At 58.5% G+C, this 20,513-nt stretch carries 19 protein-coding genes; 5 read left to right on the plus strand and 14 right to left on the minus strand.

The window, feature by feature from the left end; genetic code table 11:
* Positions 1-244: 244 nt before the first annotated feature.
* On the minus strand, positions 245-979 hold the full coding sequence (locus tag GOW31_RS07150; protein ID WP_152459015.1) for a class I SAM-dependent methyltransferase: 735 nt from the start codon (positions 977-979) through the stop codon (positions 245-247).
* Between the two features lie 61 nt (positions 980-1,040).
* On the opposite strand from GOW31_RS07150, the gene gloB reads away from it, so the two are divergent.
* The 3 genes from gloB (at position 1,041) to GOW31_RS21980 (ending at position 5,333) form a co-directional block, all read left to right on the plus strand.
* Positions 1,041-1,808, plus strand: a complete 768-nt coding sequence (gene gloB, locus GOW31_RS07155; protein WP_171168950.1) for a hydroxyacylglutathione hydrolase — start codon at positions 1,041-1,043, stop codon at positions 1,806-1,808.
* Positions 1,809-1,982: 174 nt separating this feature from the next.
* Positions 1,983-4,307, plus strand: coding sequence for an ATP-dependent Clp protease ATP-binding subunit ClpA (clpA, locus tag GOW31_RS07160; RefSeq protein ID WP_171168952.1), 2,325 nt, complete (start codon positions 1,983-1,985; stop codon positions 4,305-4,307).
* Between the two features lie 138 nt (positions 4,308-4,445).
* Positions 4,446-5,333, plus strand: coding sequence for a YHYH protein (locus GOW31_RS21980; RefSeq protein WP_171168954.1), 888 nt, complete (start codon positions 4,446-4,448; stop codon positions 5,331-5,333).
* Positions 5,334-5,383: 50 nt separating this feature from the next.
* Here GOW31_RS21980 and GOW31_RS07170 read toward each other — a convergent pair whose 3' ends face one another.
* From GOW31_RS07170 to GOW31_RS07180, 3 genes are all read right to left on the minus strand, one after another.
* A complete protein-coding gene (locus GOW31_RS07170) occupies positions 5,384-7,126 on the minus strand; it encodes a peptidoglycan -binding protein (protein ID WP_171168957.1) in 1,743 nt (580 codons plus the stop codon).
* Positions 7,127-7,129: 3 nt separating this feature from the next.
* Positions 7,130-8,308 (minus strand): biopolymer transporter ExbB, encoded by a 1,179-nt coding sequence (locus GOW31_RS07175; protein WP_171168959.1) that lies wholly within the window; start codon positions 8,306-8,308, stop codon positions 7,130-7,132.
* 69 nt (positions 8,309-8,377) lie between these two features.
* Positions 8,378-8,908 carry a gamma-glutamylcyclotransferase gene (locus GOW31_RS07180; protein ID WP_152459021.1) on the minus strand — a complete coding sequence of 177 codons (531 nt, stop codon included), beginning with the start codon at positions 8,906-8,908 and terminating at the stop codon, positions 8,378-8,380.
* Positions 8,909-8,974: 66 nt separating this feature from the next.
* Between GOW31_RS07180 and GOW31_RS07185 the strand changes: the two genes are divergently transcribed.
* The gene (locus GOW31_RS07185) at positions 8,975-9,973 is read left to right on the plus strand and encodes a DUF2125 domain-containing protein (RefSeq protein ID WP_171168961.1); all 999 of its coding nucleotides are present in this window, start codon (positions 8,975-8,977) and stop codon (positions 9,971-9,973) included.
* On the opposite strand, the gene GOW31_RS07190 is transcribed toward GOW31_RS07185, so the two are convergent.
* From GOW31_RS07190 to GOW31_RS07205, 4 genes are all read right to left on the minus strand, one after another.
* The gene (locus GOW31_RS07190; protein ID WP_171168963.1) at positions 9,970-10,803 is read right to left on the minus strand and encodes an extensin family protein; all 834 of its coding nucleotides are present in this window, start codon (positions 10,801-10,803) and stop codon (positions 9,970-9,972) included. The genes GOW31_RS07185 and GOW31_RS07190 overlap by 4 nt on opposite strands.
* Positions 10,800-11,720: a prephenate/arogenate dehydrogenase family protein gene (locus GOW31_RS07195; protein ID WP_171168966.1), complete on the minus strand. Its 921-nt coding sequence runs from the start codon at positions 11,718-11,720 to the stop codon at positions 10,800-10,802. Before GOW31_RS07195 ends, GOW31_RS07190 begins: the two co-directional genes overlap by 4 nt.
* Entirely contained in the window at positions 11,717-12,802 is a 1,086-nt protein-coding gene (gene hisC, locus GOW31_RS07200; RefSeq protein WP_171168968.1) for a histidinol-phosphate transaminase, read from the minus strand. Before hisC ends, GOW31_RS07195 begins: the two co-directional genes overlap by 4 nt.
* Positions 12,803-12,866: 64 nt before the next feature.
* On the minus strand, positions 12,867-14,282 hold the full coding sequence (locus tag GOW31_RS07205; protein WP_171168970.1) for an aminotransferase class V-fold PLP-dependent enzyme: 1,416 nt from the start codon (positions 14,280-14,282) through the stop codon (positions 12,867-12,869).
* 102 nt (positions 14,283-14,384) lie between these two features.
* Between GOW31_RS07205 and GOW31_RS07210 the strand changes: the two genes are divergently transcribed.
* Positions 14,385-14,846: an Lrp/AsnC family transcriptional regulator gene (locus GOW31_RS07210; protein WP_171168971.1), complete on the plus strand. Its 462-nt coding sequence runs from the start codon at positions 14,385-14,387 to the stop codon at positions 14,844-14,846.
* 146 nt (positions 14,847-14,992) lie between these two features.
* Here GOW31_RS07210 and rpsD read toward each other — a convergent pair whose 3' ends face one another.
* The 6 genes from rpsD to ugpA all read right to left on the minus strand — a co-directional run bounded on the left by rpsD (position 14,993) and on the right by ugpA (position 20,494).
* The gene (gene rpsD, locus GOW31_RS07215; protein ID WP_152459028.1) at positions 14,993-15,613 is read right to left on the minus strand and encodes a 30S ribosomal protein S4; all 621 of its coding nucleotides are present in this window, start codon (positions 15,611-15,613) and stop codon (positions 14,993-14,995) included.
* A gap of 240 nt (positions 15,614-15,853) precedes the next feature.
* On the minus strand, positions 15,854-16,390 hold the full coding sequence (locus tag GOW31_RS07220; protein WP_171168973.1) for a hypothetical protein: 537 nt from the start codon (positions 16,388-16,390) through the stop codon (positions 15,854-15,856).
* 371 nt (positions 16,391-16,761) lie between these two features.
* Positions 16,762-17,697 carry a glycerophosphodiester phosphodiesterase family protein gene (locus tag GOW31_RS07225; protein WP_254441655.1) on the minus strand — a complete coding sequence of 312 codons (936 nt, stop codon included), beginning with the start codon at positions 17,695-17,697 and terminating at the stop codon, positions 16,762-16,764.
* Entirely contained in the window at positions 17,697-18,752 is a 1,056-nt protein-coding gene (locus tag GOW31_RS07230) for a sn-glycerol-3-phosphate import ATP-binding protein UgpC (RefSeq protein ID WP_171168976.1), read from the minus strand. Before GOW31_RS07230 ends, GOW31_RS07225 begins: the two co-directional genes overlap by 1 nt.
* Positions 18,753-18,755: 3 nt before the next feature.
* On the minus strand, positions 18,756-19,592 hold the full coding sequence (ugpE, locus tag GOW31_RS07235; RefSeq protein WP_152459916.1) for a sn-glycerol-3-phosphate ABC transporter permease UgpE: 837 nt from the start codon (positions 19,590-19,592) through the stop codon (positions 18,756-18,758).
* A gap of 20 nt (positions 19,593-19,612) precedes the next feature.
* Positions 19,613-20,494 carry a sn-glycerol-3-phosphate ABC transporter permease UgpA gene (gene ugpA, locus GOW31_RS07240; protein WP_152459032.1) on the minus strand — a complete coding sequence of 294 codons (882 nt, stop codon included), beginning with the start codon at positions 20,492-20,494 and terminating at the stop codon, positions 19,613-19,615.
* Positions 20,495-20,513 lie beyond the last annotated feature (19 nt).

A 20,513-nucleotide genomic window follows, 5' to 3' on the forward strand; every position in this document is an offset into this window, starting at 1 on the left:
TGAAGAAACCCCGTCCTTGAAGGGCGGGGATCAAAATCACCGGGGATGTAGCAGAGCCGAACCAACCAAGCAATACGCTATAGCGGTAACAGAATTATCCACAAATTGTTATTTTTCATTAACTTACGGCAAGTGCGACGGTTTGAACACATTGGCCCAGTTGAAAAATGTTACGAATATGCAGGTTTTTGCGATTCCTGTGACTTTTTTTCCTCTGTTTTTCACATGGAATTGCCCGGGTTTGTCAGGCGGGCTTCAGCAAGCCGTCAAGCGCCTTGATCGGCTTTTTGACCGCATCCTTGGTCACGCTGCCGCTTGGCGGGCGGATATGTTTGCTGACTTCGACCATCAGCACCCCACCCGCCATCACCGTCGGAATCCGCTGGCCGGTCTTTTCGATCAGATTGCCGGATTTCAACCAGAAACGCCGGAATGACGGAGGCATGTACAAGGCCGAGCAATGCACCTCGGGCAGGAAGTGATGCGCCTTGAGCTGGTTTTCCAGCTGAGTCGCAGAGTACGGACGTCCGAACCCGAACGGGGTCTTGTCCGACCGTGACCACAGGCCCGCCCGGTTGGGTACGATGAAGACGGCCCGGCCACCGGGGCCCAGCACGCGCCAGCATTCGTCAAGCAACTGGTTTGGCCGTTCCGACGTTTCCAGCCCATGCATCACCACAAGCTTGTCCACGTGGCCGGTCTCGATCGGCCAGAGGGTTTCTTCGGTCAGGACCGAAACGTTGGGCATGCCTGCCGGCCATGGCATCACGCCCTGTGGTCCCGGCATCAACCCGATGACCCGGCGCGCATCCGACAGGTAAGGGCGCAGCAAAGGCACCGCAAAACCGAATCCCGCCACTGTCTGGCCTTTTGCTTCGGGCCAAAGTTCGATCAGACGCCCGCGAATAGCCGCCTGCGCCGCACGCCCCAATGTGCTGCGGTAATAGAAGTTCCTCAGATCCTGTACATCAAGATGCATTGCGGACATCCGGTCAATCGGCTTAGCTGGGCGTAGTCTAGCAATGAAAGGGCAAAAGGCCATGCCTCTTGAAATCGTTACAATCCCGTGCCTCAGCGACAATTACGCCTTTCTGGCGCATGACGCCGTCACTGGCCAGACCGCCCTGATCGACGCGCCTGAGGCCGCACCGGTCCTGAAGGCGCTGGATGACCGAGGGTGGACACTGTCGCATGTGCTGTTGACCCATCATCACTGGGATCACGTGGACGGGCTGTCGGGGATTTTGGCCAAACAGCCGGCAAAAGTCATCGGGGCCGCCGCTGACGCAAATCGCCTGCCGCCGCTGGATCAGCAAGTTACCGAGGGGGACAGTTTCGAGATCGGCGGCGAACCGGTTCAGGTTCTGGACGTTTCCGGGCACACGGATGGCCATATCGCTTTCTACATGCCGCAGAGTTCCGCCGTGTTCACCGCCGACAGCCTGATGGCGCTGGGTTGTGGGCGCCTGTTCGAGGGCACACCCGCGCAAATGTGGGTCTCTTTGAACAAGCTGGCCGCCCTGCCGGACGACACTTTGGTCTGTTCAGGGCACGAATATACACAATCCAACGCCAAATTCGCGATTACAGTCGATCCCGAAAACCAAGCCTTGAAAGATCGCATTGCGGATATCGACCGCGCGCGTGCGGCCGGAAAAGCCACTGTTCCTTCGACTCTGGCCCTTGAAAAGGCCACAAATCCGTTCCTGAGGGCCGCCGATCCGGCGATTCAGACGAAATTGGGTATGGTGGGCGCTGACCCCGAGGCCGTTTTTGCCGAAATTCGGGCTAGAAAAGACCGGTTCTGATGCCTATTTGCTCCTCTTCAGGGCCACGGTCACAACAAATGTGACTGTCAAGTGAAAGAAAACCCTTGAAGCCGGGCCACGATCAACCAAACTCTAGTATTATGAGGACATGGTTGGGATGGGGTTCCGGCCAAGAAACCGCCCCCTTCTGACCCAAGACAGAGGAGCACCCGCGTGCCTTCATTCTCGAGCACATTGGAACAAGCCATCCACGCGGCCCTGGCAGCTGCGAATGAACGGCGCCATGAATTCGCAACGCTGGAGCATTTGCTGCTGGCCCTTCTGGAAGAACCCGATGCCGTGCGCGTCATGAAAGCGTGCAGTGTCGATTTGGACGAGTTGCGCAGCACTTTGGTGGAGTTCATCGACGAGGATCTTTCGAATCTGGTCACGGATATCGACGGATCCGAAGCCGTACCCACCGCAGCGTTCCAGCGCGTCATTCAGCGCGCGGCGATCCACGTTCAAAGCTCGGGCCGGACCGAAGTGACCGGCGCCAACGTTCTGGTCGCCATTTTCGCCGAACGCGAAAGCAACGCCGCCTATTTCCTGCAAGAACAGGACATGACCCGTTACGATGCGGTCAATTTCATCGCGCATGGCGTCGCCAAGGATCCTGCCTATGGCGAAAGCCGCTCGGTATCCGGTGCGGATCAGGTGGAAGAAGACGCCCAGACCACATCCGGCGAAGCCGAACAGAAAGAAAGCGCGCTGGGAAAATACTGCGTGGATCTGAACGCCAAGGCTCGAGCTGGCGATGTCGATCCGCTGATCGGACGCTCGGATGAGGTGGAACGCTGCATCCAGGTGCTGTGCCGCCGCCGCAAGAACAACCCGCTGCTGGTGGGGGATCCGGGTGTGGGCAAGACCGCCATCGCAGAAGGCCTTGCGCACAAGATCGTCGGTGGCGAGGCCCCCGATGTGCTGGCCAATACCACGATCTATTCGTTGGACATGGGCGCGCTGTTGGCCGGAACCCGCTATCGCGGTGATTTCGAAGAACGTCTGAAAGCGGTTGTGACCGAACTGGAGGATCACCCGGACGCGGTGTTGTTCATCGACGAAATCCATACCGTGATCGGTGCCGGAGCGACCTCAGGCGGTGCGATGGATGCCTCGAACCTGCTGAAGCCTGCGCTTCAGGGCGGCAAACTGCGCACCATGGGCTCGACCACCTACAAAGAGTTCCGTCAGCACTTCGAAAAGGACCGAGCGCTGAGCCGCCGGTTCCAAAAGATCGACGTGAACGAGCCTTCGGTAGAAGACAGCGTAAAGATTTTGCGCGGGCTGAAGCCCTATTTCGAAGAGCATCATGACATCAAATACACCGCCGATGCGATCAAGACGGCGGTCGAGCTGTCGGCGCGTTACATCAACGACCGCAAGCTGCCCGACAAGGCCATCGATGTGATCGATGAGGCCGGCGCGGCGCAGCATCTGGTCGCGGAAAGCAAGCGGCGCAAAACCATTGGCGTCAAAGAGATCGAGGCGGTTGTCGCCAAGATCGCGCGTATTCCGCCCAAGAACGTCACCAAGGATGATGCGTTGGTGCTGAAAGACCTCGAAGCATCGCTGAAACGGGTGGTGTTTGGTCAGGATCTGGCAATCGAGGCGCTGTCCAGTGCGATCAAACTGGCCCGCGCCGGTCTGCGCGAACCTGAAAAACCCATCGGCAACTATCTGTTTGCCGGTCCGACGGGGGTTGGCAAGACCGAGGTGGCGAAACAGCTGGCAGATACCCTGGGCGTGGAACTGCTGCGTTTCGACATGTCGGAATACATGGAGAAACATGCGGTTTCCCGCCTGATCGGTGCCCCTCCGGGCTATGTCGGGTTTGATCAGGGTGGTTTGCTGACCGACGGTGTCGACCAGCATCCGCATTGCGTATTGCTGCTGGACGAAATCGAAAAGGCCCACCCGGACGTGTTCAACATCCTGTTGCAGGTGATGGACCACGGCGAGTTGACCGATCACAACGGGCGCACGGTGAATTTCCGCAACGTGGTGCTGATCATGACCTCGAACGCGGGCGCGCAGGAACAGGCCAAAGCCGCCATCGGCTTCGGTCGCGATCGGCGCGAAGGCGAAGACACGGCCGCGATCGAGCGCATGTTCACACCGGAATTCCGCAACCGTCTGGATGCCGTGATCTCCTTCGCACCACTGCCGAAAGAGGTCATTTTGCAAGTGGTCGAGAAATTCGTCCTACAGCTTGAGGCACAACTGCTGGATCGTGGCGTGACCATCGACCTGACCCCAAAAGCTGCCGAGTGGCTGGCCGACAAGGGATATGACGACAAGATGGGTGCACGCCCGCTGGGTCGCGTGATTCAGGAGCACATTAAGAAACCCCTGGCCGAAGAGCTGTTGTTCGGCAAGCTGGCCAAGGGCGGCGTGGTTCGTGTCTCGGTCAAGAAAGGCGAACTGGATCTTGAAATTCTTGGCCCGGACCAACGGCGCATTTCAGGAGACAAACCACCTCTGTTGACGGCAGACTGACCAAAATACAGACAACTCCTTCAAAGCCCGGCGATCCCCATCGCCGGGCTTTTTCTCTGCTGGCAGCATAAAGTGCGACGGAAAAAGACTTCTGCTGCGTGTCATCTTCAATGATGAACGCAAGACAGGGATCGACACGTGAGCAAAATTTCAATCCTCTGGGGCGCCGTCTTTGCCCTATCCGCCGTTGCCGCTGTGGCAACTGCACAGCACAGGTTTCGCTATCACGACGAAACGACCGCAGAACCGCTGAGGTTGGTGCCCGCAACCGAAAACCCCGGGAAAAGCAGCACCTCGGTGAAAGAAAAAGGCGGAAAAATAAAAATGACGGGCAATGGTATTCCTGATCATCTGGTTGGCCGGTTTCCAAACCAAGGCAACCCGCACCAGATCGAACAGCAGAAGGTGAGGTTGAAATTGCCTGCAAATCCAACGGCCAAAGGTGCAATCACACCGCTGCAAATGGGGTGGAACTTTGGCGTGTCACTCAACGGGGTTGTGTTCGACCCGCTGGCGGCCGAGTTCTGGCATGGCGACCCCGGATCCGGGTGGTCCTACAATGCCTTGGGTGGCGCTGTTTCCTTGGGATTGGACGCCAATTTTGCCCATGTACAGCCGAATGGAAAATATCACTATCACGGTGTACCGACAGGGTTGGTCAAGCTGCTGGGATGGTCACCGTCCGAGCATTCACCCTTGATCGGCTATGCCGCAGATGGTTTCCCGATATATGCCGTCACTGGCGTGGTAGGGGGCAAAGTGACCGAAATGACGTCGTCCTATCGTCTGAAACCCGGCAACCGGCCGGGTGGCGCTGCGCCGGGCGGGCGGCATGACGGCACCTTCAACGAGGACTACGTTTTTGTTCAGGGTCACGGCAATTTGGACCAATGCAACGGCGCCTTCACCGTTTCAGCAGAATACCCTTCAGGAACCTATGCGTACTTTCTGACCGAGGATTACCCCGTGGTACCCCGGTGTTTCATGGGCACTCCGGATCAAAGCTTTCGCTTTGGCAGACGGTAATCGGTTTGACCCCATCACGCAGATTACCCAGGCAAGAGGCATGGGTTTTGCTATCTTTCCGTGAGTTTCAGCTCGATCCGGCGGTTCTGTGCCCGCGCCTCGGGCGTGTCAGCCGGATTGACCGGCTGGAATTCACCAAACCCGTTTGCTGCCAGACGATTGGGCGGGATGCCCAGCGCGTCGACCATATAGCGCACGACAGACAACGCGCGACCCTGGCTGAGTTCCCAGTTGTCCCGGTATCGGCCTGAACCGGCCAGCGGAACGTTGTCGGTGTGGCCGTCGACCCGGATCACCCAGTTCAGACCGGGTGGAATTTCGGCGGCGACACTGCGCAGGATGTTGGCAACTTTCGCAACCTCCTGCTGCCCTTCCGCGGACAGCACGGCTGATCCTGTCGGAAACAAAACCTCGGACGAAAAGACAAAACGGTCGCCTTCAATCCGCACGCCTTCCTGATCGCCAAGGACATCCCGAAGACGTCCGAAAAATTCCGAACGATAACGTTGCAGATCTTCCGCCTGCGCTGCCAGTTCCTCATTCTGACCGGCCAGTGCTTCGGCCTCGGCCTCGAGACGCAGGCGTTCGGCTTCTTCCAGCAGGCGGCGGCGGCGTTCTTCCGAAGCGGCACGGGCCAGCGCGGCATTCAGGTCCTGACCCAAAGTCTGGATTTGGATTTCGGCGGCCTCGTTGCGCTCTTCGAAATCATCCAACAGGGCCTGCAATGACCCCAACTGCCCGCGCAGGGCGGCAATCTGCTGGTTGAGAAGTGCCGCCTCACGCTGGGCCTCGGCTGAGATTTCTTTCTCTTCTGACAATGTCGATTCGGCCAGAGCCAGCAAGGCCTGCCTTTGTTCGGCCAAGGTGCGTTGTTCATCAGCATCCGCCTGCGCTTGCGTTTGCGCCTCCAGGGCGGCTTCAAGCTGGGCGCGCAATTCATCAGGATTCACGTCGCCGAATTGTCGCTCAAGCTCAGCCCGCGCGGCTTGCGCGGCGGCCAGAAGAGTCAGCGTGTCTTCGGCCTCTTTGCGTTGTGCCTCCAACGCGAGCGTCATGGCCGTCAGTTCGGCATCCGCATCCTGAAGACGGTTTCGCAATGCCTCGGCAGCAGCGGCTTCGACCAGGCGGGCGGCTTCTTCATCGCTCAGTTGCTGTTCAAGGGTGGCAATTTCCGCCGCGCGTTCCTTGCCGCTTTGCTCCAGATCCGCAACCATTGCTTCCAGCGCCTCGCGGCGGGCGGCTGCCAATCGGGCCGCTTCAGTCTGCGCATCGATTTCCTCGCGACTTTGTGCAAGGGCAAGGTTCAGCGCCTCTTGTTCCGTCAGCAATTGCTCGCGCTCAGTCTCAAGCGCTGCGATGTCGCCCAAAGCCTGCTCCTGCTCGGCAAGCAGCGCCGCAACCTGTGCTTCGAAATTCGTGATACGGGTCTGCGCCTGATCCAGCGCGGCGGCCTGACGGTCGCGTTCGGTGGTCAGTGAGGCGATCAGCGACTGCGCTTGCGCCAGATCGTCTTCGGCCTGCGACAGCGTCGTGTTCAACGCACCCAGCCTTGCCTGCAAGCGGCTGTTTTCACGCTCTTCCAAACCCAGCGCGCCCGCAAGCGCAGCAACTTCGTCTGCCAGCGTCGTCAGTTCGTCTTCCTGCCCCGAAATGGTTTCGCGCAGAACAAACTGAATCACCATGAAAATGGTCAGAACGAATGTCAGCACCATCAACAGCCCGGTCATCGCGTCCACGAATCCGGGCCAGACCGAGCCCTGGAAGCGTTGACCGGTGCGGCGAGACAGCGCCATGGGTTACTCTCCTTCCGGCGTGGTGCGCACCGCGCCTCGCGGCAGGGTCAGGGCCTTGACCAGCAGTTCGATATCCTTGCGGAATTCGTTCATGCTTTCCTGACGACCCGCCGAAATCTCTTCAAGAATGCGTAGCAACTGCACGTCCATCGAGCGCAGGCGCATCCGGCTTTCGGCGTCGATTCCATCGCCTGCACCGTGTTCGCGCATGTGGTCAAGCAACGCATCCTGCCCCAGCGCGACACGCTCCAGAGCCGAAGTGACGCTTTCGGTGTTGGCCTGACGATTGTTCATCTCGGCAATCACATCGACCAGTTGCCCCAGCTTGGCCGAAACCTCAGCCCGCTCACTTTCCTGAGCGGCAAACAGATCCTGCAACGCATCCATCTGTTCGGACATGGCATCCAGCACAGGTGTCAGTACGGCGATCTCTGCCCCGCCTTCTTCACCACCGGCAAATCCGACGCGGGTGATCGAGGACAACCATTCTTCGAGCTCGCGATAAAAGCGGTTCTGCCCGTGCCCGGCAAACACTTCGAGCAGACCAACAATCAGCGATCCCGCCAAACCCAGCAGAGAGGACCCGAACGCAACACCCATCCCTTGCAACTGCGCCTCGAGCCCCGTCATCAGGCGATTGAAGACGGCCAGCCCCTCTTCGCCTTCCTGCGGGTTCAGGCTGCGGATGGTGTCGACAATGGCTGGAACGGTTGTCGCCAGGCCAAAGAACGTACCCAGCAGACCCAAATAGATCAGAACATTGGTTATATAACGCGTGATTTCCCGTTCTTCTTCGACACGCTCGGCCACGGAATCCAGAATAGACCGGGTAGAGGTGGAACTGATCTGTGAGCGCGCGCCTCGCTCGCGCAGCAGCGATGCCAAAGGCGCCAGCAACTGTGGTGTGCGCGCATCTTCGCGAACAACACCACCGACAAAGGCCTCGATCCAGCGCACGGACCCGATCAGCTGCGTAACCTGATAAAAACAGGCGAAGACGCCGATAAAGAACACAATCAGGATGAAGCCATTCAGATACGGATTGGCATAAAAAACCGGCAAAACGTATGGAAGCGCCAGAAACACCCCCAGCCCGGACAGGCCGATCGCCATCAACATCAACAGAATTTGTCGAATTGGATGCGAGAAATGGGGTCTCGCGCCCTGATGTGCCTGCGCCATGCGCGTGGTTCCCGGTATTTGCCTGCTTTGCGTCGAATCTAGCGGGATTCCGCGCGTGACGCCAAGAGTTTATGCGGTGATGTCGCGCACCCGTTGCGCCAACCACTCAAGATCATGGTCACGCAGCCCGATCTCGGCCAGATGTTCTACGGTGTTGTAAAGATATTCGTCATTCGGACCGCGCCCGCCAACCGCATGGGCGATGATCCGGGCCTGTTCCTCCAACGGCATCCCGCCGCAATACTGGACGTGGTCGGCATCGATCACATAGGTAACGGCATTGACGATTTCGCCGTTTTCCAGGTGCACATCCAGCATACGTTCAACATAGGCCGAGGAAATCAGCTCGCGCTCGCGCAGCTCGTGCAGCGTACGGTCTTCGTGACCCGCCTCGACCGCAAGGGCCAAACCGGTGCAACTTGCGTTCTCCTGTTCGTCCAGTGCCAGCACCAGGCCGGGTTTTTCTTCGGTCCCGCGATGGTGGATCGAGCTCATGCAGAAGGACCGGGAATAACCATGAAGTGTCGCGCGTTCACTGCGTGCCACCGGAAAGCCCGGATTCCACAGCAGTGATCCATATCCGAATACCCACATCGTCATTGCACTGGTCCTTGCCTGTTTCGGCCTATAAACATCAATTCCAAGGCGGGAAAAAGGGCCTTTCGAATGCGTCTGATACGAGTGTTGATTTTTGTTTCCCTGGCATGGAGCGCCTATTGGTTCGTGGCCGGATATGGCCTGCGCTCTGCGATCACTGGCTGGTTCGAACAGCAGGAGGCGCGCGGCTGGCAAGCGGATTTCTCGAATGTCGCGACAGCGGGCTATCCGACCCACCACATGACCCGTCTGAACAATCCGGCGCTGGCGGATCCGGTGAACGGCACGGCATGGAGCGCGGATTGGATCGAATTCAAAAGCCCCGCCATCTGGCCCGGTCGTCAGATATTGCGGTTCGCGGACACACCGCAACGCCTGTCATATTTCGACCAGACATCAACAATTGTGGCCGACGAATTGCTTGCCGAGCTGCAATTGCAGCCCGGCGTCTCGCTCGTGCTGGAGAAAATGGCTTTGACGGCCGGAGCCTGGTCGGTGACGGAAAACTCCACCAAGCTGGCCTCGGGCGACACGCTGAGCCTGATCATGGAACAAACGCCAATTTCAGAAGCCTATTCCATCACGGCCCGCACGGATGGGTTTACACCGGGGGAAAAACTGCGGGCCCTGATGCATTCCGCAAGTTCATTACCGCAGAGCTTTGAGACGCTGGAACTGGATATGGTCACCACTTTCGACAAGGTTTGGAGCCGGTCCGCCCTCGAAGACAGCCGTCCGCAGCCCGTGGCCATCGATCTGCGTCTGGCCGAGATCAAATGGGGTGAGCTGCGCCTGTTCGCGACAGGCGATCTGGATGTGGACGCCCAAGGTATCCCGACTGGAGAGATTGCCGTCAAAGCCGAAAACTGGCGGGATATGATCGCAATGGCAAACGCGGCAGGAGCCCTTCCTGATCAGGCCGTAGATCCCGTCACCCGAGGGCTGAACTTTCTGGCAGGGCTGGGCGGAAACCCCAACGCGCTGGATCTGCAACTGAATTTCCGCGATGGTTTCGTGGCGCTCGGGCCGCTGCCTTTGGGCCCTGCCCCGCGCCTGATCCTGCGTTAACGGCAGTAGGGTCCGCTGCGATAGCGGGCCGTATCAAGGTGGAAATGATCCTTGTGATAGCGATCGGAATTCGGCCCCAGCACGGTGCCAAACGGGCCGCACGCCCCGCGCCAGATCTTCTTGAGCTGTTTCTGAGAAGGGTTCTTGCGCCACCCGTTCAGGACGGTCACCACCTCACCGTCAGCCATTTTGAAACCTGAGATATCGATCGCACGACCCTTGCCATGTTCGGATATCCGCGCGCCTTTACGGTTGTTGCGGGTTCGGCAGGCATAATGGGCGGCGATTTGCAACTCGACCACGGGTCCGCGGCGTTTGAAGGTGGGTTTGACGGTCTTGTCGACCCACTTGTTCAACGCAATGGCGGTGCCGCAATCCATCGTCGAGGGGCGGCTGAGCATCACACCCGAAACCGAGGTGATCTGTACCGCATCCTTGACACCACAGGCTGAATTCTTGCTGCCCACCCGGCCAACAGGCTTGCCCTGAATGGCAATATCCCCGCAAACAGACCCTTTGCGCAGCTTGCGCCTTTTGAACAACACCTGCTGTTCGACGGACTCGGGTCGCAAATAAGGCATCAAGGACGTGTCCGGCCCCAGAAGTGGCAGTTCCGACGGGCGCGCCGCCGCAGCGGTGACTTGCGGGGAAACCGGACGCGAAACCGGACGCAGGTTGGCAGTGTCAGAAGGGGCAGGCGCGCTGACAGCCTGCTGAACAGTCAAAGGGCGCATGAGGGGCACCAAAGACTGGTCAAGGGGCGCGGCCTGAACCGGCGCGGCGCTCAAAGCCACGACCCCGATCAGAATATGCCCCCAGCGCAGTTTCATGAACTTGCCTTTCCCCGCCCAAAGTCCGGCGCATCCGTATCCTGCCCGGCATCGATGATGCCGCGACGAATAGCACGGGTGCGGGTGAAGTAGTCAAACAAATGATCGCCGTCGCCGGTGCGTATGGCGCGTTGCAGGGCAAAAAGCTCTTCGGTGAACCGGCCCAGGATTTCCAGCGTCGCATCCTTGTTGGACAGGAACACATCCCGCCACATGGTCGGGTCGGACGCGGCAATCCGGGTGAAGTCGCGGAAGCCGGCGGCCGAATATTTGATGACTTCGCTGTCGGTTACCCGTCGCAGATCGTCGGCCACGCCAACCATCGTGTAGGCAATCAGGTGCGGCGCATGGGACGTTACGGCGAGGACCAGATCGTGATGATCCGCATCCATCTCATTGACATTCGACCCCATACCCTCCCAAAGCGCGCGCAGGCGGGCAATGGCATCCGGGTCCGAACCCTCGACCGGGACCAACAGGCACCAGCGATTGTCAAAGAGTTCGGCAAACCCGGATTCAGGGCCGGAATGCTCGGTCCCTGCCAAAGGATGCGCGGGGACGAAATGCACACCGTCGGGGATATGCGGTTGCACCGCCCGAATGACGCCCCGCTTGACCGAACCCACATCCGAAACGGTGGCACCGGGTTTCAGCACGGATGCAATTTCTTCTGCAACTGCGCCCATAGCCCCCACAGGCACGCAGAGCACGACAAGATCGGCGCCTTCGGCCGCCTCGCGTGCCGTGTCGCAAACACGGTCACACAATCCGATCCTGCGCGCGGTTTCACGGGACTTTTCAGACCGGGCATAACCCGTCACTTCCCCGGCCAGCCCTGCACGTTTCATCGCCCAGAACATGGACGAAGCAATCAGGCCCAGCCCGATCAGCGCAACGCGGTCGTAAATCTGGCTCATGCTGCGCCCTCTTTGAATGCAGTGATCGCCGCAACCACACGGCGGCAGGTTTCTTCGTCGCCCACAGTGATCCGCAAGGCGTTCGGCAGGTTGTAGCCTGCAACCCGGCGGACAATCAAACCCTGCGTTTTCAGGTAGTCATCGCAAGCCTCGGCCTCGGCCTGATCGGCGAAACGCGCTAGGATGAAGTTGGTGCAGGACGGGTCCGACGGCACGCCTGTCTTGGCCAATTGATCGGCCAGCCACACACGAAGTCGCGCGTTTTCGGCCTGACAGAAGGTCAGGAATTCCACATCGTTTACCGCAGCTTCAGCCGCCGCCAATGCGGTCATTGACAGGTTGAAGGGCTGGCGCACCCGGTTCAGCACGTCGATGATCGGGCGGTGCGCATAGCCCCATCCGACACGCATTCCGCCCAGCCCGTACACCTTTGAGAAGGTGCGCGTCATGATTACATTCTCATGGGCGTCAACCAGCGACGCCCCGCCATCGAACCCATCGACAAACTCCGCATAAGCGCCATCAAGAACCATCAGGCAGGCGTCGGGCAGACCCAACGCCAGACGTTCCAGTTCGTCGTTCGGGATCATGGTCGAAGTTGGATTCCCGGGGTTGGTGACAAACACGATCCGCGTCTGCCCCGTCACCGCGGCGAGAATGGCATCCACATCCACCTTGCGGTCACGTTCGGCCACCATGACCGGCGTCGCGCCGGCCATGCGGGCGATGATCGGGTACATGGAAAACCCGTGCTCGGTATAGATCACCTCGTCCCCCGGCCCCGCGTAGGCCTGGGCGACGAATTGCAATACCTCGTCGCTGCCGACACCGCAGATGATCCGCGCAGGGTCCAGCCCATGGCGTGCGCCGATGGCCGCGCGCAGGCTCGCGTGGTCGGTGCTGGGATAACGATGCAGAGTGGCCGCGCTGTCGCGCACCGCCTCTATGGCCTTGGGACTGGGTCCAAACGGGTTCTCGTTCGAGCTCAGCTTGATCACATGCTCCACTCCCGCCACATGCGACTGGCCGCCCTGATACAGCGCGATGTCCATAATGCCGGGTTGTGGGGTGATCTTGGTCATGAGAGGCTCCGTTGAATGGGCCTCTCATACCTGTCTCAAAGGTTTGAGAAAAGCGGCAATTCCCTCATGCGGCCTTGAAGCGCGCTGTTGCCGGGTCAGCGTTGTAGTAAGGCGTGAATTCTTCGGTCCGGTGCGACAGGTCATTGACGCTGTCGATGATGAACTGAACCGTCTCTTCGCTCATCAGATATGAGAAATTCAGACGCACCCAGCCGGGTTTTTTCATTTCTTCCCCGGCGGACAAGGCAGCGTGCAGCGCCTCTGACGTTGCCTGATCGATCCCCAGCAAGCGGTGGGCGTAGGGTCCGGCACAGGCACAGCCGCCCCGCGCCTGAATGCCGTAGATATCGCTGAGCATCCGCGTGAACAGCTGCTGATGCACGGGCTGGCCCGCAGTGTCGCGCACCAGGAAGGAAAAGATCGGCAGACGGTGTGCTTTCTCGACCCCAAGCAGGGTCAGGTTCGGGTTGTTCTTCCAGCCGTGCAGAGCCATTTGATTGTACTGCGCCTCACGCCGGGCGATTTCGTCCGTTCCGACGACATCCTTGACGATGAAGGCCAGCGCCGCACGAATGTCTCCGATCACGTTGGGCGTCCCGGCCTCTTCCCGGGTTGACAGATCGGTGCTGTAGTCGTGCCGCCACGGTGACACGAAACTGACGGTTCCACCGCCGGGCCAGCTGGGGCACGTCCGTTTCACGGCCGATTGGCTCACAACCAAAACGCCTGACGCGCCCGGGCCACCGGGAAACTTGTGCGGCGAAACCACAATCGCATCCTTTCGGGCCCCTTCCGGCCCCATGTCCATCGGCAGGTAGGGCCCACCACCGGCATAGTCCCAAACGGCCAAGGCACCATACGCCTTGAGCATCCGTGTGACCGGATCAGGATCGGTGACAATGCCCGTTACGTTGGACGCGGCAGAAAAGGATCCGACCACCAAATCGGCATCCACATGGGCCTCCAGCGCGGCTTTAAGCGCATGCAGGTCCACACCACCGCCCTCGGCCTCGGGGATTTCGATGACACGTGCCTTGCTTTCGCGCCACGGCAGAATGTTTGAGTGATGCTCGTACGGGCCGATCAAGACAACCGGCTGGTCAGCCTCTGCCACCCCTAGCAGGCTGACCAACCGATTGAGCCCCGCAGTGGCGCCGGACCCGGTAAAGATCACCGCGTCCTCTTCCCGCGCGCCAACAATGCGGGCTATTTCCGCCCGCGCTTCGCGGCGCAGACGTGTCATGTAGGACCCACAGTAGGAGGCCTCGGTGTGACTGTTTGCGTAAAACGGCAATACGTCCTGCGCCACAAAATCCTCGACCTGCCGCAACGCGCGGCCCGAAGCGACGTAATCCGCATAGACAAGCGGCACGTCTCCAAGCAGACCCGGGATCAGAACGTTCTCGCCGATCAGCCCATCGCGCAGATTTGAATTGTGAGCGGTGGAACAGAGTTCCGCACGAAATTTGGACAGGGTCATGACATTGGCTCCTTACTGCCATACCAATGTGATATTTCTGGCCCGAGGAAACTTCACATATCTTTGCGTGGATTTTAAAAAATTTGTGTCATATGATCAGTTATGACATCAAAATTAGATCAAATTGATACACGCATTCTGAAAGAGCTGCAAAAGGACGCCACCCTGTCACAGCGGGAATTGGCGGATCGGGTTGGCCTGTCCCAGAATGCCTGCTGGCGGCGCTTGAAGGCCCTGAACGAAAACGGTGTGCTGATCGGATCCACGGCCCGCATCGCACGAGAAGAACTGGGGTTGAGCCTTGTGGTCTTCGTCATGCTCCGCACCCGACACCACTCCGCCCAGTGGCTTCAGGCGTTTCGGAGCCATGTTCTGACAATCCCGGAAGTGGTGGATTTTCATCGGATCGGAGGGGACTACGACTATCAGCTGAAAGTCGTAACGCAGGACATGTCGTCATATGACAAGGTCTATCAACGATTGATCGAAAAGGTCGAGCTGGACAGCGTGACCTCGTATTTCGCGATGGAAGCGATCGCCGAAGGCAGGCCCCTGCCGATCTGACACGCACTTCATTTGCCCAAAAACATTTGCCCAAAAACACCCTAAGGAGTCGCGGGCAATGTCGCGATGACGGCTTCGCTATGGGCAAACCATAAAAAAAGACCGCGCCAAAAGCGCGGCCTTTCAGAATTCGATTGCGGCGAAGATCAGTTCTTCGCGTAGAATTCGACGACCAGGTTCGGTTCCATGACGACCGGGTACGGCACATCGCTGAGGCCCGGCGCGCGCACGAACGTCGCGGTCATTTTCGAGTGGTCAGCGTCGATGTAGTCAGGAACGTCACGCTCGGCCAGCGCAACGGCTTCCAAGACAACTGCCAGTTGTTTGGATTTGTCACGCACCTCGATCACGTCACCTTCTTTGACTCGGTAGGATGGGATGTTGACACGCTTGCCGTTCACTTTGACGTGGCCGTGGTTCACGAACTGGCGTGCGGCAAAAACAGTTGCGACAAACTTGGCGCGATAGACCACAGCGTCCAGGCGGCGCTCCAGCAGGCCGATCAGGTTTTCACCGGTGTCGCCCTTCACACGCTCGGCTTCGGCGTAGATGCGGCGGAACTGCTTCTCGGTCAGGTCGCCATAGTAGCCTTTCAGCTTCTGCTTGGCCCGCAGCTGCAGACCGAAGTCAGACAGTTTGCCCTTGCGGCGCTGGCCATGCTGGCCGGGGCCGTATTCGCGACGGTTGACCGGGGATTTCGGACGACCCCAGATGTTTTCGCCCATCCGGCGGTCGATTTTGTACTTGGCAGACGTGCGTTTGGTCACGGCTGATCTCCTTCGTTAGGTCGAAGCCCTGACGGGCCACTATGAAGGGCGTTGTCCTCTTGAGGTCTCCCCCATGACAGGCATCCCCTTGCGGGGGCCACCAACACCAATGAAGCCGCGCTTATATCCGCAATGCTGGCGGAGTCAACACAGCATTCCGCAAAGTTCAGAAAAACGATCAGGGCAGACAGCCAGCGAACCCGGCAGCGCGCCGAAACCGTCTGGCGGCACCTTGAAAACTTAGTTTGAGGTCGGGAAAGAAACTACCGTCGCGCTGCTTTTCGCGGCGGGGTTTGGGATCATCGCAAGCTCGGTCACTTCGACAATCCAGAACTCTTCGTCCCGTGGCGGGCAAGCGCCTTCGAACACGAGAGCCCGCGACGTATCGTTGCCATCGGCAACAAGCTTGGCAGAGAACTTCTGCGCACCATTGGTAAGGGTAAGGGTTCCGACCACATTGCCTGGAATGTCACGGACAATTGGAAAGTGGCTGTTCACCTGGCTGGCAACGCCCCCGACATTTCCTATTTTTCCGATGCTTTGTTCGGCAGCCTCGCTCATGACGATTGCTTGACCACGCCATGACCATGCCGATCCGATCGCCAAACAAGAAAGAGGAGCGTCTTCAAGCCCGTCAATTTCCGTCTGACACCAGGAAATAGCTATTTGACCGTTTGTTCCGGCTCTCATCTGCCCACTCGCACTTACAACACCCCAACACTTAATTTTATCCTTATCAGCACAAATTCCGGCGGAAAAGAGACAGAACTGCAGCAATCACAAGATTGTTGTTAATGTGACTCAATATTTGGCGCCATCCGTCAGGGGTGACGGCCCGTCGATGACGGTTGTGGTCAGCGATGGCCGAAACCGATGCCAGATTTCAATTCCAATTCATCGGAGAACGTGTGGAACGCGGTTCCGACAACTGCGGGTACAACGCTCAGAGCAATGGGGGCAGTGTTCCGGATTTCCGTCAGCCGCGCGCCCAAGAACGGTTTCCTGAGATAAGGCTCTCATCAAATCAGGCCGCAAAAACACACGGGTCCTGAGCGTCAACGGGCTGAAGGGCCTTTGTTTGAGCCAATTTTCAAATGGCGCAGGAAATTCATCCATGTCACCCTCGGGTTGCCGGGATCACCGGTACGCTATTGCCAACGGAAGCCTGACTCCGACAATTGTCTTTGAACCCGCCCGGGATAGTCGGATACGATTGCGTCTACGCCCAGATCGATCATCCTGCCGATATCTTCATGTTCGTTGACTGTCCACACGACGACGCACAGGCCCAGCTCTTTTGCGCGCGTGACGTTTTCGGGCGTTACATCCGCAAAGTACGGGCACCAAAGCGAACCGCCAGCCTGCTTTACCAAGTTTGGAATTTCGTCGCGACGGCCACGAAAGTCTGGGCAAACGGACTTTGAGGAATCCTCGCCAACATCGTCGGCATTGTCCGGAAGTTGCGTCAGGTAGGATGAAGGCATATCCGGAGCTTGCCTCTGACACTCCGCCAACAGGTTCCAATCAAAACTGTGAAGCACCGCGCGCGAAGATAACCCTTTGCCGCGAACATCCCCAAGTACTCTGCGGACAAAGTTCTCTCGGTACAGCGCATCATGGGCCAGGTCGGGGTCCGACTTCAGCTCGAGCATCAGATGGGCATCACCGTATTTCGGGTCATCGACCAGATCGAGCAGATCCAACAGCCTTGGAACACGAACATCGTCTATTTGCGCCTGATCCGGGAAGCGTTGACCATAGGCGGAATGGCCGTCCAGACGCCCGATATCAAATTGTCGGATCTGTTCGTAAGTCAGCGAGGATACTTTCGGCTCTTCCCCGGTCAGAAACAGGCCATTGCCATCGCGGAAACTGGCCGAATGCAGGCGATGATTGTGCGTAATGACCGGCACATCATCGGCTGTCAGGACAACGTCAAATTCAAGAAGCGGGACGCCAATGGAAAGTGAAAAGTCGAAGCCGATCAAGCTGTTTTCAGGTAACACGCCCCGTGCCCCACGATGCCCCACGACCCGGATCAGGTTCTCCCCGCCGCGAAAGGCCTCAACCCGTTGAAACGCCATCAGCCTTCCAGCCTTTTGCCTGTTGCGTGGTCAAACAAATGCATGTTCTCCGGTGCCACCGAGAACCGCATAATCGGATGGCGTCCTTCGATCGGGTGAACACCGGGAAGGCTTGCCGTGATCGCGCTTTCAGAGCCCGACAGGTGACCGTGCAGCAACGTGTTGGCCCCAAGCGGTTCAGCCATCTGAATCGCGGCTTCAAGCGGGCCATTGTCATCCGACAACAGATGCTCTGGTCTTATGCCAAGCTTCACGGCGCAGTCCGGACCCCCAGAGGGGCCGACTTCGATTTCTCCGATCTTGACCGCCCCGTTTTCGCGCCGTGCTTCGAATATGTTCATTGCCGGGCTGCCGATGAATTGCGCGGCAAACAGCGTTTGTGGAGTTTCATAGACCTCGAGCGGCGTGCCGATCTGTTCGGCGATGCCGCCGTTCATCACGATCATCCTGTCCGCCATCGTCATTGCTTCGACCTGGTCATGCGTGACGTAAAGTGACGTGATCCCAAGTTTTTCCTGAAGTTCGCGTATTTCCAGACGCATCTGAACACGAAGCTTGGCATCGAGGTTCGAGAGCGGCTCGTCAAACAGGAAAACGGCGGGCTCGCGGACAATGGCCCGGCCCATCGCGACCCTCTGGCGCTGACCGCCGGACAACTGCCTGGGCTTGCGATCCAGCAAAGGTTCAAGCTGCAACAGCTTAGCCGCCTGGGTCACCTTTTGATCGATCTGAGCCTTGGGCAGCCTCGCGATCTTCAGGCCATACCCCATGTTCTGACGCACTGACATATGTGGGTAGAGCGCGTAGTTCTGGAACACCATGGCGATGTCGCGATCCATGGGCTCTTTGTCATTGGCGCGTTCACCGCCGATCCGGATCTCCCCGGACGTGACCGTTTCCAGCCCCGCCACCATCCGCAACAATGTGGACTTGCCGCAGCCTGACGGGCCGACGATCACGATGAACTCTCCATCGGCGATATCGACGTCAACGCCGTGGATCACATCCGTCGGGCCAAAGCTCTTTTTGACATTCTCTAGAGTAACTGTTGCCATTTCTTACTTCTCGCTATCGACAAGGCCACGGACAAAGAGCTTTTGCATCGACACCACCACGATGACCGGCGGGATCATGGCCAGAATGGACGTCGCCATGATCGTCGGCCAATGCGCAAAGTCGTCACCGGACGGGAACATCTGCTTGATACCCATCACGATGGTATTCATTTCGGGATCGGTCGTGATCAGCAGCGGCCAAAGATATTGGTTCCACCCATAGATGAACAGGATCACGAACAGTGCGGCGATGTTGGTCCGGCTCATGGGGACGACGATATCGATGAAAAACCGCATCGGTCGCGCGCCGTCGACCCGGGCTGCCTCGGCAAGCTCATCGGGTATGGTCAGAAAGAACTGACGGAACAGGAAGGTTGCCGTTGCCGAGGCGATCAGGGGAAAGATCAGCCCGTAATAGCTGTTGAGCATACCGAACCCGGCGACAACTTCGAACGTCGGAACGATGCGGACTTCGACCGGCAGCATCAGGGTCAGGAAGATCAGCCAGAAGAACGTCGTTCGTCCGGGAAAGCGGAAATAGACGATCGCGAAAGCCGACAGCAGAGAGATGATGATTTTGCCGACTGCAATTCCGATTGCCATCACCAGACTGTTGAACAGCATCGTGGCCACGGGCACATTTACCCCCGAGAAAAGCGCCGCCTTGTAGTTCACCCAGAACTGATCGCCGGGCACGACTGGCATCGGCGGTGAGACGATCTCGGCCTGGGTCACGGTCGAAGCCACGAAGGCAAGCCATATCGGGAAGAATATGATCAGGACACCGAGGATCATCAAAGCATGGGACAACCAGATGCCCGCGCCGCGTTTTTCGACCATTCCGTGTTGTTGGGCTGCCATCAGTAATGCACCCTCTTTTCCACGTATTTGAACTGGATGACCGTCAACAGGCCCACGACGATCAGCAAGATGACCGATTGCGCCGAAGACGAGCCGAGGTCCTGCCCCACAAACCCATCCGAGAAAACCTTGTAGACAAGGATTGTGGTCGACTGTTGCGGCCCGCCACCGGTGATTGTGTGGATCACACCAAAGGTTTCGAAAAAGGCATAAACAACGTTCACCACCAGCAAGAAGAACGCCGTCGGCGACAGCAACGGCAGCACGATCGTGAAGAACCGGCGCCAGAAATGCGCGCCGTCAATCGCCGCCGCCTCGATCACGGATCTTGGAACGGATTGCAGGGCAGCGAAAAAGAACAGGAAGTTATAGCTTATGCGCCCCCAGGCAGAGGCAACGACCACCAGCCCCATGGCTTCGGTGCCGTTCAGAACGTGGTTCCAGTCATACCCAAGCTGGCCGAGGTACCACGACACGACGCCGACGCGCGTGTTGAACATGAACAGCCACAGAACGCCCGCAACCGCCGGGGCAACAGCGTAGGGCCAGATCAGCAAAGTCCGATAGACCCCGGACCCTTTGATCAATCGATCCGCAATGACCGCAAGAAACAAGGCAGGGATCATCGAGCACAACGTGACCAGCGTGGAAAACACCGCCGTTGTCACGAAAGAGGCGCGATAAAACTTGTCACTCAGCAGGAATTCAAAGTTGCCGAGCCCCACGAACTGGGACGACAGCCCGAACGGGTCAGGTATGAACAGCGACTGCCATATGGCCTGACCGGCGGGGTAGAAAAAGAAAACAGCGGAAATGATGACCTGAGGTGCGATCAACGCCAATGGCAGCAGCCAGCCGCGAAAGGTGACGCGTTTTTCCATCCTGAAAACCCACCGAAGA

The sequence above is a fragment of the Ruegeria sp. HKCCA0370 genome (assembly GCF_013033705.1).
In the GTDB taxonomy this organism is placed as follows: domain Bacteria; phylum Pseudomonadota; class Alphaproteobacteria; order Rhodobacterales; family Rhodobacteraceae; genus Ruegeria.

What these genes read in the sequence shown, in the direction of transcription:
- GOW31_RS07210 (WP_171168971.1), top strand. Translation starts at nt 14,385, where the DNA reads ATGACATCAAAATTAGATCAAATTGATACACGCATTCTGAAAGAGCTG.
- ugpE (WP_152459916.1), bottom strand. Translation starts at nt 19,592, where the DNA reads ATGGTCGAAAAACGCGGCGCGGGCATCTGGTTGTCCCATGCTTTGATG.
- GOW31_RS07230 (WP_171168976.1), bottom strand. Translation starts at nt 18,752, where the DNA reads ATGGCAACAGTTACTCTAGAGAATGTCAAAAAGAGCTTTGGCCCGACG.
- GOW31_RS07150 (WP_152459015.1), bottom strand. Translation starts at nt 979, where the DNA reads ATGCATCTTGATGTACAGGATCTGAGGAACTTCTATTACCGCAGCACA.
- ugpA (WP_152459032.1), bottom strand. Translation starts at nt 20,494, where the DNA reads ATGGAAAAACGCGTCACCTTTCGCGGCTGGCTGCTGCCATTGGCGTTG.
- GOW31_RS07225 (WP_254441655.1), bottom strand. Translation starts at nt 17,697, where the DNA reads ATGGCGTTTCAACGGGTTGAGGCCTTTCGCGGCGGGGAGAACCTGATC.
- GOW31_RS07195 (WP_171168966.1), bottom strand. Translation starts at nt 11,720, where the DNA reads ATGAGCCAGATTTACGACCGCGTTGCGCTGATCGGGCTGGGCCTGATT.
- GOW31_RS07205 (WP_171168970.1), bottom strand. Translation starts at nt 14,282, where the DNA reads ATGACCCTGTCCAAATTTCGTGCGGAACTCTGTTCCACCGCTCACAAT.
- GOW31_RS07190 (WP_171168963.1), bottom strand. Translation starts at nt 10,803, where the DNA reads ATGAAACTGCGCTGGGGGCATATTCTGATCGGGGTCGTGGCTTTGAGC.
- GOW31_RS07175 (WP_171168959.1), bottom strand. Translation starts at nt 8,308, where the DNA reads ATGGCGCAGGCACATCAGGGCGCGAGACCCCATTTCTCGCATCCAATT.
- GOW31_RS07180 (WP_152459021.1), bottom strand. Translation starts at nt 8,908, where the DNA reads ATGACGATGTGGGTATTCGGATATGGATCACTGCTGTGGAATCCGGGC.
- GOW31_RS07185 (WP_171168961.1), top strand. Translation starts at nt 8,975, where the DNA reads ATGCGTCTGATACGAGTGTTGATTTTTGTTTCCCTGGCATGGAGCGCC.
- hisC (WP_171168968.1), bottom strand. Translation starts at nt 12,802, where the DNA reads ATGACCAAGATCACCCCACAACCCGGCATTATGGACATCGCGCTGTAT.
- GOW31_RS07170 (WP_171168957.1), bottom strand. Translation starts at nt 7,126, where the DNA reads ATGGCGCTGTCTCGCCGCACCGGTCAACGCTTCCAGGGCTCGGTCTGG.
- gloB (WP_171168950.1), top strand. Translation starts at nt 1,041, where the DNA reads ATGCCTCTTGAAATCGTTACAATCCCGTGCCTCAGCGACAATTACGCC.